This is a genomic window from Burkholderia sp. BCC0044 (genome assembly GCF_902832955.1).
Taxonomy (GTDB): domain Bacteria; phylum Pseudomonadota; class Gammaproteobacteria; order Burkholderiales; family Burkholderiaceae; genus Burkholderia.
The window spans coordinates 351,578-365,985 of sequence record NZ_CADFDO010000001.1 but is presented as its reverse complement, the minus strand read 5'-3'; the positions used below and the strand labels follow the sequence as shown (position 1 = coordinate 365,985).

The 14,408-nt window shown below is 67.2% G+C and carries 10 protein-coding genes; 1 reads left to right on the top strand and 9 read right to left on the bottom strand.

What is annotated here, in order from left to right; genetic code table 11:
- Positions 1 to 37 precede the first annotated feature (37 nt).
- From HWX14_RS01620 to HWX14_RS01605, 4 genes are all read right to left on the bottom strand, one after another.
- On the bottom strand, positions 38 to 997 hold the full coding sequence (locus HWX14_RS01620; protein ID WP_175881284.1) for an alpha/beta hydrolase: 960 nt from the start codon (positions 995 to 997) through the stop codon (positions 38 to 40).
- A gap of 167 nt (positions 998 to 1,164) precedes the next feature.
- Positions 1,165 to 1,644 carry a PaaI family thioesterase gene (locus HWX14_RS01615; RefSeq protein WP_006483907.1) on the bottom strand — a complete coding sequence of 160 codons (480 nt, stop codon included), beginning with the start codon at positions 1,642 to 1,644 and terminating at the stop codon, positions 1,165 to 1,167.
- Positions 1,641 to 1,955, bottom strand: a complete 315-nt coding sequence (locus HWX14_RS01610) for a Dabb family protein (RefSeq protein WP_012328683.1) — start codon at positions 1,953 to 1,955, stop codon at positions 1,641 to 1,643. Before HWX14_RS01610 ends, HWX14_RS01615 begins: the two co-directional genes overlap by 4 nt.
- A gap of 316 nt (positions 1,956 to 2,271) precedes the next feature.
- A complete protein-coding gene (locus HWX14_RS01605) occupies positions 2,272 to 3,750 on the bottom strand; it encodes a sensor domain-containing diguanylate cyclase (RefSeq protein ID WP_175881283.1) in 1,479 nt (492 codons plus the stop codon).
- Positions 3,751 to 4,646: 896 nt separating this feature from the next.
- Between HWX14_RS01605 and HWX14_RS01600 the strand changes: the two genes are divergently transcribed.
- Complete coding sequence (locus tag HWX14_RS01600; protein WP_175881282.1) at positions 4,647 to 6,788, top strand: hypothetical protein; 2,142 nt, start codon at positions 4,647 to 4,649, stop codon at positions 6,786 to 6,788.
- Positions 6,789 to 6,887: 99 nt separating this feature from the next.
- Here HWX14_RS01600 and HWX14_RS01595 read toward each other — a convergent pair whose 3' ends face one another.
- The 5 genes from HWX14_RS01595 to HWX14_RS01575 all read right to left on the bottom strand — a co-directional run bounded on the left by HWX14_RS01595 (position 6,888) and on the right by HWX14_RS01575 (position 14,407).
- A complete protein-coding gene (locus tag HWX14_RS01595) occupies positions 6,888 to 8,288 on the bottom strand; it encodes a GGDEF domain-containing protein (RefSeq protein WP_175881281.1) in 1,401 nt (466 codons plus the stop codon).
- Between the two features lie 270 nt (positions 8,289 to 8,558).
- On the bottom strand, positions 8,559 to 9,737 hold the full coding sequence (locus HWX14_RS01590) for an acetyl-CoA C-acyltransferase (RefSeq protein WP_175881280.1): 1,179 nt from the start codon (positions 9,735 to 9,737) through the stop codon (positions 8,559 to 8,561).
- A gap of 47 nt (positions 9,738 to 9,784) precedes the next feature.
- Complete coding sequence (gene pncA / locus HWX14_RS01585; protein WP_046545910.1) at positions 9,785 to 10,417, bottom strand: bifunctional nicotinamidase/pyrazinamidase; 633 nt, start codon at positions 10,415 to 10,417, stop codon at positions 9,785 to 9,787.
- Positions 10,418 to 10,461: 44 nt separating this feature from the next.
- Positions 10,462 to 12,546: a 3-hydroxyacyl-CoA dehydrogenase NAD-binding domain-containing protein gene (locus HWX14_RS01580; protein ID WP_175881279.1), complete on the bottom strand. Its 2,085-nt coding sequence runs from the start codon at positions 12,544 to 12,546 to the stop codon at positions 10,462 to 10,464.
- A 217-nt stretch (positions 12,547 to 12,763) separates the two neighbouring features.
- Positions 12,764 to 14,407 (bottom strand): 3-(methylthio)propionyl-CoA ligase, encoded by a 1,644-nt coding sequence (locus HWX14_RS01575; RefSeq protein ID WP_175881278.1) that lies wholly within the window; start codon positions 14,405 to 14,407, stop codon positions 12,764 to 12,766.
- Between the last annotated feature and the right edge of the window lies 1 nt (position 14,408).

The window sequence follows — 14,408 nt, the reverse complement described above, 5'->3', positions numbered from 1 at the left end:
ATCCTCCCGCAGCGTGCGCGCCTTCACGCGCCCGCCGTCAAACCTCGTCGAATGCAGCCTTCAGCGCCGCGACCGCATCGGCATGCGCGGCCCGCACCTCGGGCACGTAGCCGCCCATCTTGAAGAATTCGTGGATCATCCCCGGATAGCAGACCAGCGTGACCGCGTTGCCGGCCGCGCGCAACTTGTCCGCGTACGCGGCGCCCTCGTCGCTCAGCGGATCGTATTCGGCCGTCGCGATCCATGCCGGCGCGACACCCGCGAACGACGGCGCATCGCGCGTGCCGTCGAGCGGCGCGAAACGCCAGTCGTCGCGATCCGCGCGGTCGCGCACGTATTGCGTGAAAAACCACTGGATCGTGTCCTGCGTCAGCAGGTGGCCGCTGGCGAGCCGCGCGTGCGACTCGGTGTCCTGGTAGCGCGTCACGCCCGGATAGATCAGCAGTTGCAGCGCAAGACGAATGCCCGCGTCGCGCGCGAGCACCGCGCAGACCGTCGCGAGCGTGCCGCCCGCGCTGTCGCCGCCGACCGCCAGCCGCGCCGCATCGATACCGAACGCGGCAGCCTCGCGATGCAGCCACTGCAATGCATCGTCGGCATCGTTCACCGCGGTCGGAAACCGGTGTTCGGGCGCGAGCCGGTAGCCGACCGACAGGACCACGCATTGCGCATCGCGCGCGAACATCCGGCACAGCGCATCGTGCGTGTCGACGCTGCCGACCGTGAAGCCGCCGCCGTGGTAGTACACGAGCGCGGGCAGCGGCTCCGCCAGGCTCGGCGCGACCGGCAGATACAGCCGCGCGCCGATCGTGCGGCCGTCGCGCGTCGGCACCACGCATTCCTCGACCGAATGCATCGGCGCCGGCGCGACGTCGAGGATCGGCGCGCTCTTCTCGTACGCGGCGCGCGCCTGCTGCGGCGTCTGGTGGTGATACGACGGACGTTTCGCGCGCTCGATCATGTCGAGCACCTGGGCGATCTTCGGATTCAGCGGCATCGGTGTGGGCGCGCCGGCGTGGCGCCGTGAACGGACAAAGCGGACAAGCGTGACATGATGCCACGCGCGCGCCGGGGCAGGCGCGGCGCGCCGTGTGCCGGCATCCCGTGCTTCAAAAAGAAACGGCCCTGCCTCATCGAAGAGGCAAGGCCGTGCGTGGCGCAGGCTTACGCGTCGCTCGGGCCCGGCTGGGCGTCCGGCGCCGTGCGCGAGCGTTGCCGCTTGATGTCGCGGCCGACCGCGAGCCGCCGCATGTACTTGAACGTACCGAGCGCCTTCGCGACGAAATTGCCGTCGCTGTCGCGCACTTCGCCTTCGCAGTAGGCCATCGTCGTCGAGCGGTGCATCACGCGCCCGTAAGCGCGCAGCTCGCCGCGGCCCGGCTGCATGAAGTTCACCTTCATCTCGACCGTGACGACGCCGACGCCGTCGTCGGTCAGGCTGCGCGCCGCCATCGCGAGCGCGATATCGGCGAGCGTCATCGTCACGCCGCCGTGCGCGATGCTCCACGTGTTCATGTGGCGCTCCTCGAGCGGCAGCACGATCTCGCTCGCGCCATCCTTCGCGGACACGAGCTGCACGCCGAGCAGATCGACGAACGGGCTTTCGATCGACGGGCCTTCCGTCGGGGTCGCCGCGTCGCTCATCGTGCGACGTCGACGATGTAGTCGACGCACTCGCGCGATTCGGCCACCGCGACGACGAATTTCTTCACTTCCTGGTGAACCGGATGCACCTGGTACGCGTCGAGCGCGGCCTTGTCGGTGAAATCGGAGACGAGCACGATGTCGGCGGTCGCGTCGAGGCCCGGCGTCGCCAGGCCGACGTCGATCTGCAAGGTGCCCGGCACGAGGTCGCGGCAGCCTTCGAGCTTCTCCTTCAGCTTCAGCGCGTTCTGCGCACGCGTCGCGCCTTCCGCCGATTCCTTCAACTTCCACATGACGATATGTCTGATCACTTCGTTCGCTCCTGTTCGTGTTGGTTCGGCGATTGGCCGGGAACCTTTGCCGGTCGGGCACCTTGCGCCCGTCCGCCGCTCGCTCTCGTTCGCTCGGAATCGCACCCGGTCGAAAAGAACGGGCATCGTTTGAAATCTTCACGGACGATACCCGCTTTTTCACCGCGCCACTGACCGACATCAAGATCCGACGAGCGAAGGCAGGCGACAAGCCTACCAAACTTACCGAAGGCAATGGCTTGTATCTTGACGTGCGTCCGTCAGGTTCAGTCACCGCTGGCGTGAGCCTGACGAAAGGCGCAATGCAGCGCCCCGCTCACTCCGCCGGCTGCAGCGCGGCGACCTTGTTCCGCCCGGTCGCCTTCGCGTAATACAGCGCCTCATCAGCCGCCTTGATCACGGCATCCGGCTGCCCTTCCTGATCGGGCGTCCAGCTCGCCAGGCCAATGCTCGCGGTAACGCGCCCGTATTCGCTGCCGGCGTGCTCGAGGGCCAACTCGTCGATGGCCGCACGAATCCGCTCGGCGATCTGCGCCGCGCCGGTCTGTGGCGTGTCGGGGAGCAACACGACGAACTCCTCTCCGCCATAACGAGCCGCCGTATCGGCCGGCCGGCGAATGTTCTCGCCGATGCACCGCGCGACAGCCGCCAACGCATCGTCCCCGGCCTGATGACCGTACGTATCGTTGTAAGCCTTGAACCGGTCCACATCCACGAACAGCAGCGAGAAAACGGAACGCGCACGCCGGGCGCGACGCCACTCGCTGTCCAGTACCTCGCCGAAGCTGCGGCGATTGCTCAGGCCGGTGAGACCGTCCGTCCGGGCGAGCAGCACGAGTTCCGACTCGGCCCGCATACGGCGCCGCAGCTGCGAACCGAGCAGAAGGGACAGCACGATAAACGCGACCCCGAACGTCGCGACCAGTCCGCCGATCGTGATCGCACGTTGCCGCCATGCGGCGTAAATGTCCTGCTCGGCCTCCGCCACCATGATGATCAGCGGCAGTTTCGGCAAATGCTTGAAGTAGTACAGGCGGCGCACACCGTCGATCGATGAGGTTTCAGAGAAGGCGCCCTCTCGCGCGGTCTGAAACCGCCGGAACGTGGCGGCCTTGCTGAGGTCGCGGCCGATGGTATGCACATCGTACGGCTGACGCATCACCATCTTGCCGTCTTCGCCGATCAGCGAAATCGAGCCATGTTTGCCAAGCGAAAGCCCGGCGAAGAGTTGATGGAAGTACTCGAGATTGACCGCGATAACGGCAATGCCGCCAAACGATCCATCGGGGTTCGAAATCCGCCGCGTGAGTGCGATACTGAGCATGCCTCCACGCAACCGGGAGACGAACGGGTCACTGACATAGAGTCCGACGTCCGGATTATCGCGGTGGACCGTGAAGTATGGGCGATCGGCGAAATTGCCCTTGCGCGGCTCGTCGTAGCCCGAATCCAGAATGATATTGCCGCCCGCATCCATCACGAGCATCGAACCGAGAAACTGTGCGGTCATGGCGTGATCGAACAACACCGCGCGGCGCAGGCTGGGTGAAGCGTCCATCACATCGCGGCGCTGCAACCCATGGATGACCGCTTGCAAAGACAGGTCGTACAACTCGAAATTGCGTTCGATGTCGCGCTCGGCGACAAGTCCGAGGTTGCGTGAAGTTTCCCTTGCACGCTCCATCGCATCGTCGCGGCTCTGCAAGAGTTGCAGCACGCATAGCGCCATGAGCGCGCACGCGATCACTGAAGCAATCGCCACGATGACGTAAGGGGCAGTCTTACGGGGGTGCATGGGTCTCCTCACCGCGAATGAGCGCCCCTCCCGCCGAGCGCAGATTGCTCATACTAAATCAGTTGGACCGATATTCGCGCTCAGCGCGAATGGAAAGACTCAGCGCGTGCGCGATTATAAATACCCGGTGCGAAAAATTGCCCGCTCGTAACGGCTTCCAGCGACAGATCGGCCACGAACGAGCCGCTCGAGCTTCGCGTTCTCTTCGTCAAGCTGCTTCTGCCGGCGCGGGGCCGAAGGCGACGGCCCGCCGTACTGCGTCCGCCGGTGGCCGTTAAAGATCAGGCGACGATGTCTCGCCGTGCGGGCATGCGCGGGAACGTGGCTTGCTGCGCTTCGCGCGCGCCGTGTCTTGCATGCCGGCCTGTCACGACACAGACCGACACAACGCGGCGATTCGTTTCCTGTCCGGCATCAATCTCCGGCGCGATAGAGCATTGCCGATCGTTTTGTCACTGACTATCCGGAGCGCGTTAATTCCAATTCGCTGAATCGCAAGTTTTACCGGCGAGACGGGTAATAATTGCGATCGATTTTTCAATCGATATTTGAAAAGCAAAACATTATTGACTTCGACTTTCCCGTAAATTTAGAATCGCCTACGACGGCTTACGCATCGTTTTCCGCGCCGCTCCGGATTCGCCACTCACCGGCGCGAAGGTCCTTCGCATCGGCCTTCTCGCAGGGTATCGACGCTCGCCCCTGTCTCTTTCAGATTTCGGCATTTATCAGCCATTCGGTTATTTCCAACCCGTTTTTCATTGCGAAGAAACGCAACACCTCGATTAATTCCAGCCATTCACCGGAATAGCCGCGACACGAGACCAGACGGACCCAAGATCCGCCACTGAAAACATCCAGATAAAAAATCGCCAGTCATCAGGAGGGACATCAACATGCATCGCCTTGCGAAGTCGCTGTGTCTCGGGCTCGTCTGCGCCGGCCTGCTGTCGGCCTGCAACGACGACGACGTCAAGTCGACCACCCCGCCGTCGAACACCGCCGCGCTGTCGTTCCGCATGGACGCCGGCGGCCAGATCAACGCGTTCTACCGGCGGGACAAGGTCGCCGCGCACCTGCTGGTGCGTTCGTCGACGAAGCCGCGCCTGCTCGTGGTGTTCCCCGCCGGCAACAGCGGCACCGGGCTGTGGTTCGACGACACCGCGCAGCCGGTAAACTGGAGTCTCGACACGCCGCCGTCCGCGCTGTCGGCCCCGGACGCGCACGGCCGCCCGCTGTACGGCATCGGCGCCGACGTGTCGGTCGACACCGCTACGCTGACGATTCGCCAGAGCGTGCTCAGCAACGTGCGCTTCCTGCGCGACTTCAACGGCGGCGCGACGATTCCGCAGCAGATCCTCACCGCGCCGACGGTCCAGGGCAGCACCGCGCAATGGCAACGCGACCGGCTCGACGGCGCGCCCGGCTATGCGCTGCGCATCACGCTGCGCGACGGCGGCAGCATCACGCCCGCAGCGGGCGGCAAGCTCGTGCTCAACGCACCGGCGGGCGCGCACACGCTGAAGCTGCACGTCGATGCGCTGTCGGGCGAGACGCCGCTGTCGCCGATCACGCACGCCGACCTGTTCGCCCCGTCCGTGAACCCCGACCCGGTCAGCCAGAACGTGCTCGAATTCCTGAGCTTCAATGACAAGCTGCTGGCCGGCTCGTGGCAGTACGACACGTACTTCGGCCGCGACACGCTGATCTCGGTCCGCATGCTGATGCCCGTGCTCGAACCCGCGGCGATCGAGGCCGGGCTGTCGTCGGTGCTGAGCCGCCTGTCGGCCGACGGCAAGGTCGCGCACGAGGAAGGCATCGGCGAATTCGCGCTGGTCGACAACCAGAAGAACGGGCGGCCGAACGATGCGACACCGACCTACGACTACAAGATGATCGACAGCGACTACCTGCTCGCGCCGATCGCGGCCGCGTGGCTGATCGACGATGCGCGCGGCCAGGCGCGGGCGGCCGCGTATCTCGCGCAGCGCGGCAGCGACGGGCAGACCAACGGCAGCCGCCTCGTCGTCAATCTGCTGCACGTCGCGACGACCGCGCAGCCGTTCGCGCAGCAGCCGTCGGTCGCGAACCTGATCCACCTGCGGCCTGGCGAGATCGTCGGCAACTGGCGCGACAGCACCGACGGCCTCGGCGGCGGCGTCTACCCGTACGACGTGAACGCGGTGCTCGTGCCGGCCGCGCTGCGCGCGGCGAACGCGTTCCTCGCCCGTGGCCTGCTCGATCCGTATCTCGATGCCGGGCAGCGCGCGACGCTCGCCAACACGGCGAACGCAGCGGCCACGTGGGAAACGCAGGCGCCGCCGCTGTTCCAGGTCAGCGTGCCGGCCGCACAGGCGGCGACCGACGTGTCGGCCTACGCGCCGTCCGCCGGCGTGCCGGCCGGCGCCGCGCCCGACGCACCGCTGGCCTTCTACGCGCTGTCGCTCGACCAGCAGGGCAACCCGATTCCGGTAATGAACTCCGACGGCGGCTTCGCGCTGCTGTTCGGCACGCCGCCGGACGATCAGCTCCAGCGGGTCGTCACCGACGTCACGCGGCCGTTCCCGACCGGGCTCGTGACCGACGTCGGGATGCTGATCGCGAACCCCGCGTACGCGAACTCGTCGCTGTGGCCGAAGTTCACGAGCTCCGCGTATCACGGCACGGTGATCTGGTCGTGGCAGCAGGCGATGTGGGTGGCCGGGCTCGATCGGCAACTGGCGCGCCAGGACCTGTCGGCCGCGACGCGCACGCTGCTCACGCAGGCGCGGCAGACGATCTGGCAGGTGATCTCGAACGGGCGCGACATGCGCACGTCGGAAATGTGGACGTGGTCCTACGTGAACGGCAAGTACCAGACCGACGCATTCGGCACGCGCAGCGCCGATGCGACCGAAGCCAACGCGGCGCAGCTCTGGAGTACGACGTATCTCGCGATCCGCGATCCGCAGCAGCGCGCGGGCAAGTACTGGTGGCAGGCGTCGCAGTCGATGCAGGACGAACAGTCGAAGCAGGCGACGGCGGCGGCGTCGCGCTAGCGCGTCGCCGCGCGCGAGCAGGCCGGCACCGACATCGCCACCGGCCCGCAAAAGCCCCGGCGGCACTCCCGCCGCCGGGGCCGTCGGTGCAAATCCGGATTAGCGCGTCACCACGCGGTTACGCCCTTCCCGCTTCGCCTGGTACAGCCGCTCGTCGACCACCCGCAGCAGCGCATCGACCGTGCTGCCGTCGACGCCGTATTGCGCGACGCCGACGCTGACCGTCACCTGCACGCGCTTGAAGTCGAGCCCGAACGGCGCACTCGAGATCGACGAACGTACGCGCTCGGCCGTCATCCGCGCGCCCTCGAGCGGCATCTCCGGCAGGAGCGCCATGAATTCCTCGCCGCCGACCCGCGCGAGCGCGCCCGTCGGGCGGATCGCCTCGAGGCACTGGCGCACGACGCCGCGCAGCACCTCGTCGCCGATCTGGTGCCCGTAGGCGTCGTTGATGTTCTTGAAATTGTCGAGATCGAGCGCGAGCAGGCAGAACGGCGTGCCGTCGCGCTCGGCCCGCACGATCTCGCGCTCCACCTGCGCGATGAACTGCCGGCGGTTCGACGCGCCCGTCATCGGGTCGGTCGCGGCCATGTACTCGAGCTTCTGGTTCGTGCGCCGCAGCTCCTGCAGCGCGCTCTCGGTGCGCGCCATCGATTCCGACAGCCGGCTCATCAGGTCTTCCTGGCTGTAGATCGCCGAGAACGAGCGCGTCGTCTGCAGCGCCTGCACGACGCCGTAACTGAGCAGGAAGAATCCGCCCGCGAAGATCGCATGCGCGAGCCACCACATGTGATTCCACGGCTTGCCGAGGATGAACGCGACCGACGACAGCGCGAACGCCATGATCGACACGCCGTAGATCACCATCAGCGGCGAGCGGATCCGCCGCGCGAGCAGCACGCACACGTTCAGCAGCGAGAACACCAGCGCGCCGCCTTCCATCGACAGCCGCGTGCCCAGCGCGCCGGCGACCGGCGAATACGCGATGTACGCGACCGCCACGTTGACGATCAGGAAGAACACGATCCACGGCAGCCACGTCCCCACGCGCGTGCGCTTGTCGAGCCGGTCGGGCGGACGCGAATACGACAGCAGGCCCGTGAGCAGCAGCGCCGACATCACGAACCGCGACGCGGGCCCGTACAGCAGGAACAGCCAGATATTGTGGTGCGCCATCCCGGTGAACGCGCCGTGCAGCGCATAGATCATCGCGAAGCCGAGAAAGCCGAGCGTCAGCCAGCGCAGCAGCGGCTCGCCGGAGGACCGGTAGCACACCCACGTCACGTAGGTGACGAACGCGCCTTCGAGCGTCGCCGCCGCGATCGCGATTTCATGGAAAGCGTGGCTCTCGAACACGACGCTCGGGTCGCTGAAGAACCACAGATAGCCAATCAGATAGGCAGGCAGCAACGCGAATCCGACCAGCAGGCATTTCGCGTAGAGCCTCGCGGCCGCGCTGACGACGCGCGGCGGTTCCCCGGCTGCATAGGTCGTACTCATTCGGTCCCCGGTCGGTCTGCTGCATTGGTTCGAATCTTCGCGGCACGGATCGTGCCGACGCGCGATCTGGCCCATCGTGCCGAAAGGCAAATGTCAGAGCAAGTATAGGAGGGGGAATTCGTTTGACAAGTCAGGGGAAACGGCATTGCCGGGCGCATGCCTTTTGTTTCCCGATCGTTGCGAAAGCCGCATCGGCCGCGCCGATCCGCAACGGCGGCGCGCGGCGCACGGTCCCGCCGAAGCGCAACCGCGGCCGCCGCCGGGCAAAGATCAGAGGATTTCGAACAGGCCGGCCGCGCCCTGCCCGCCGCCGATGCACATCGTGACGACCACGTATTTCACGCCGCGCCGCTTGCCTTCGATCAGCGCATGGCCGGTCAGCCGCGCGCCCGACACGCCGTACGGATGGCCGACCGCGATCGCGCCGCCGTTCACGTTCAGGCGGTCCTCAGGAATCCCGAGCGTGTCGCGGCAGTACAGCACCTGCACCGCGAACGCCTCGTTGAGCTCCCACAGCCCGATGTCGTCGACTGTCAGCCCGGCCTGCTTCAGCAGCTTGGGCACCGCGAACACCGGGCCGATGCCCATTTCGTCCGGTTCGCAGCCGGCCACCGCGAAGCCGCGGAACACGCCCAGCGGCTGCAGCCCGTCGCGCTGCGCGGCGTCGGCGCTCATCACCACGCATGCCGACGCGCCGTCGGAGAACTGGCTCGCATTGCCCGCGGTGATCACGCCGCCCGGCACCGCCGAACGGATCTTCGACACGCCTTCGAGCGTCGTGTCGGGGCGGATGCCTTCGTCGGCCGAGACCGTCACTTCCTGCGTGAACAGGCGGCCCGTCGCCTTGTCGGCGATACCCGCGAGCACGGTGATCGGCACGATCTCGTCGCGGAAACGCCCGGCTTCCTGCGCGGCCGCGGCGCGCAGTTGCGACTGCACGCCGTACGCGTCCTGCCGCTCCTTCGAGATCCCGTAGCGCTTCGCGACGTTCTCCGCGGTCTGCAACATGTTCCAGTAGATCTCGGGCTTGTGCTGGACGAGCCAGCCTTCCTGGACCATGTGCCGGTTCATCTCGTTCTGCACGCACGAGATCGATTCGACGCCGCCGGCCACGTAGACCTCGCCTTCGCCCGCGATGATCCGCTGCGCGGCCAGCGCAATGGTCTGCAGCCCCGACGAACAGAAACGGTTCACCGTCATCCCCGGCACGCTCACCGGTAACCCGGCGCGCAGCGCGATCTGCCGCGCGATGTTCGCGCCCGTCGCGCCTTCGGGGTTCGCGCAGCCCATGATCACGTCCTCGACGCGTGCCGGGTCGAGCTTCGCGCGTTCCAGCGCGGCCGCGACCACGTGGCCGCCGAGCGTCGCGCCGTGCGTCATGTTGAAGGCGCCGCGCCAGGATTTCGCGAGCGGCGTGCGTGCGGTCGATACGATTACGGCTTCGGTCATGCGAGTCTCCTTCGGTCCTGCTGAATCTGAATCGGATGGGAAATGCGCTACGCCGCCGGGCGCGCGCCCGCGGACGTCACATGGGCGACGCCCGCTGCCTGCATCTGCTGCCATGCGTGCGCGAGCGATCCGTTCAGGTCGATCGCACGGCACGCATCGTTGATCACCGCGGCCTCGAAGCCGGCCGCGCGCGCATCGAGCGCCGACCACGCGACGCAATAGTCGGTCGCGAGCCCGCAGCACCACACGCGCTTCGCGCCGAGTTCGCGCAGATAGCCCGCGAGCCCCGTGCGCGTCGTGCGGTCGGCTTCGACGAACGCGGAATAGCTGTCGACCTGCGCGTCGCCGCCCTTGCGGATCACGAGCCGCGCGTGCGGGATGTCGAGGTCGCGATGCAGCGCCGCGCCGTCGGTGTCCTGCACGCAGTGCACGGGCCACAGCACCTGCTCGCCGTACGGCAGCGCGAGCGTCGAGAACGGCTCGCGCCCCGGATGGTTCGCCGCGAACGACACGTGCTCGCGCGGGTGCCAGTCCTGCGTCAGCACGACCTGGTCGAAGCGTTGCGCGAGTGCGTTGATCACCGGCACGACCGCGTCGCCGTCGGGCACCGCGAGCGCGCCGCCCGGCATGAAGTCGTATTGCACGTCGATCACGAGCAGGACGTCGTCGGTGCGTTTCATTGCAATTCTCCTGGGTGAATCGGGCGCGCCGTCGTGCGATATCGTCAGCCGTTGAACCCGCGGCCGGCCTTCGCCAGTTCCGCGATCGACGGCGCGAGCTGCCACGCGTCGCCGTTCGGCGCCGCCGCATAGCGGCGAATCGCGCGCTCGACGTTGTAGAGGCCGACCATGTCCGCATACAGCATCGGGCCGCCGCGCCACAGCGGGAAGCCATAGCCGGTCAGGTAGACCATGTCGATGTCGGACGCCTTCGACGCGATCTTCTCCTCGAGGATCTTCGCGCCTTCGTTGACGAGCGCGAACACCAGCCGCTCGACGATCTCGTCGTCGCCGATCTTGCGCCGCTCGACGCCGCGCTCCTTCGAATACGCGACGACCATCTCGTCGACGAGCGACGACGGCTTCGCCTTGCGGTCGCCCGGCACGTAGTCGTACCAGCCGGCGCCCGTCTTCTGGCCGAAGCGGCCCTGTTCGCACAGGCGATCGGCGATCTTCGAATAGTGCAGATCGGGCTGCTCGACGTAGCGGCGCTTGCGGATCGCCCAGCCGATGTCGTTGCCGGCGAGGTCGCTCATCCGGAACGGCCCCATCGCGAAGCCGAACTTCTCGATCGCGCGATCGACCTGCGCGGGCAGCGCGCCTTCCTCGAGCATGAACAGCGCCTGGCGGATGTACTGCTCGATCATCCGGTTGCCGATGAAGCCGTCGCACACGCCCGACACCACCGCCGTCTTGCGGATCTTCTTCGCCACCGCCATCACGGTCGCGAGCACGTCCTTCGCGGTCTGCGCGCCGCGCACGACCTCGAGCAGCTTCATCACGTTCGCCGGGCTGAAGAAGTGCATGCCGACCACGTCCTGCGGACGCTTCGTGAACGCCGCGATCTTGTCGACGTCGAGCGTCGACGTGTTCGACGCGAGGATCGCGCCCGGCTTCGCGACTTCGTCGAGCTTGCGGAACACCTGCTCCTTCACGCCGAGTTCCTCGAACACGGCTTCGACGATCAGGTCGGCGTCCTTCAGGTCGTCGTAGGACAGCGTCGGCGTGATCAGCGCGATGCGCGCGTCGAGCTTCTCCTGCGTGAGCTTGCCCTTCTTCACCTGCGCATCGTAGTTCTTGCGGATCGTCGCGAGGCCGCGCTCGAGCGCGTCCTGCTTCGTCTCGAGCAGCGTGACGGGCAGGCCCGCGTTGATGAAGTTCATCGCGATCCCGCCGCCCATCGTGCCCGCGCCGATCACGCCGACCCGGCGGATCTCGCGCAGCGGCGTATCGGCCGGCACGTCGGGAATCTTGCTCGCCGCCCGCTCGCCGAAGAACGCATGGCGCAGCGCGCGGCTTTCCGGCGTCATCATCAGCGCGACGAACCCTTCGCGCTCGGCGATGCTGCCTTTGTCGAAGCCGTTCAGCACGCCGGCCTCGATCGCGTCGATGCACTTGTGCGGCGCGGGGAAATTCGGCGCGGCGGCCCGCGCGGAATTGCGCGCGAACTGGATGAAGCCCGCCGCGTTCTCGTGGACGATCTTGCGATCGCGCACGCGCGGATGCGGCCCCTTCTGCGCACCGACCTTGCGGGCGAACGCGACGGCCGCGTCGAGCAGGTCGCCGTCGGCCATTTCGTCGAACAGCCCGCTCTTCGCGAGTTGCTCCGACGGCACCGGCGCGCCCGACACGATCATGTTCAGCGCGGTTTCGAGCCCCACCGCGCGCGGCAGCCGTTGCGTGCCGCCCGCGCCCGGCAGCAGCCCGAGCTTCACCTCGGGCAGCGCGACCTGCGCGCCGGGCGCGGCGATGCGGTAATGCGCGCCGAGCGCGAGCTCGAGGCCGCCGCCCATCACGACGCTGTGCAGCGCCGCGACGACCGGCTTCGCGCTCGCCTCCACCGCGCGGATCACGGTATGCAGCGTCGGCTCCTGCAGCGCCTTCGGCGTATTGAATTCGGTGATGTCGGCGCCGCCCGAGAACGCGCGGCCCGCGCCGGTCAGCACGATGGCCGTGACCGACGGATCCTGCGCGGCGCGATCGAGCGCGTCCATGACGCCCTGGCGGGTCGACAGGCCGAGCCCGTTGACGGGCGGATTGTTGAGCGTGATGACGGCCACGCCGTCGCGAGTCGAGTAATCCACTGCCATCTGCCTGCCTCCATGCATCGCGCGCCGGATTGGCTGCGCTTCATTGTGCGCGGTCGAACGGCCGCATGTCCGAATGAACGCAGGCAGCATACAACGAAAAAGCACGGTCGTTCAATTTGAATTTCGTTCCCGATCCGGGGACGGATCGGGCGACCGGCAGCAGGCGACCGGCATCGGGCGACAGGTTCGCGGGCAGGCGGTGGCCCGGGCTCGGGGCTTACGGCGCGCACACCGCCGTCGGCAACACGTAATCGCGGAACGTCTCGCGCAGCTTCAGCTTCTGCAGCTTGCCGGTCGCGGTGTGCGGCAGCGATTCGACGAACACGACGTCGTCGGGAATCCACCATTTCGCGACCTTGCCCTCGTAGAACGCCAGCAGCGTGTCGCGGGTCAGGTTCGCGCCTTCGCGCGGCACCACGACGAGCAGCGGCCGCTCGGTCCATTTCGGGTGCGCACAAGCGATGCAGGCGGCCTCGGCCACGCCCGGATGCGCGATCGCGACGTTCTCGATGTCGATGGAGCTGATCCATTCGCCGCCCGACTTGATCACGTCCTTGCTGCGGTCGGTGATCTGCAGGAAGCCGTCCGGGTCGATCGTCGCGACGTCGCCGGTCGGAAACCAGCCGTCCGACAGCGGCGACGCATCGCTCCCGAAGTAGTGATCGATCACCCACGGCCCGCGCACCTGCAGTTCGCCGAACGCGACGCCGTCCCACGGCAGCTCGTGGCCGTCCTCGCCGACGATGCGCATGTCGACGCCGCAGATCACGCGCCCCTGCTTCTCGAGCAGCCGGCGCTGCGCGTCGAGCGGCCGCTGCGACTGCGCCCAGTTGAGCTTCGCGAGCGTGCCGAGCGGCGACAGTTCGGTCATCCCCCACGCATGGATCACGCGCACGCCGTATTCGTCCTCGAACGTGCGCAGCATCGCGGGCGGACACGCGGAGCCGCCGATCACCGTGCGGTTCAGCGTCGAGAAACGCACGCCGGCCTCGCGCATGTAGTTCAGCAGGCCGAGCCACACGGTCGGCACGCCCGCGGAGAACGTCACGCGCTCGGCCTCCATCAGCTCGTACAGCGATTTCCCGTCGAGATCCTTGCCGGGCAGCACCAGCTTGCCGCCGGTGAGCGGCACCGCGTACGGCAGCCCCCATGCGTTGACGTGGAACATCGGCACGACGGGCAGCACGGCGTCCATCGCGGACAGGTTCATCGCGTCGGGCAGCGCGGCGCCGTACGCGTGCAGCACGGTCGAGCGATGCGAATACAGCACGCCCTTCGGGTGGCCGGTCGTGCCCGACGTGTAGCAGAGCCCCGACGCCTGCTGCTCGTCGAGGCGCGGCCAGTCGTAGCGGCCGTCCTCGGCGTCGACGAGCGTTTCGTAGCAGAGGAACGGCGTCGCGCCGGACGGCAGGTGCGCGGCGTCCGTCATCGCGATCCAGCCCTTCACGTGCGGGCATTGCGGCGCGATCGCGTCGACGAGCGGCGCGAAATTGATGTCGAAGAAGACGTAGCGGTCTTCCGCGTGATTGACGATGTATGCAATCTGTTCGGGAAACAGGCGCGGGTTGATCGTATGGCACACGGCGCCCATCCCGCCGATCCCGTAATACGCTTCCAGATGCCGGTAGCCGTTCCACGCGAGCGTGCCGACGCGGTCGCCGGTTTCGACGCCGAGCCGCGCGAGCGCCTGTGCCAGTTGCTTCGCGCGGTGCTCGCAATCGCGGTACGTATAGCGATGCAGGTCGCCTTCCACGCGCTTCGACACGATTTCCGTGTCGCCGGCGTGCCGCGCGGCATGCGCGATCAGCGACGACACCAGCAACGGCACATCCATCATCTGGCCCAGCAACGGCTTACCCATC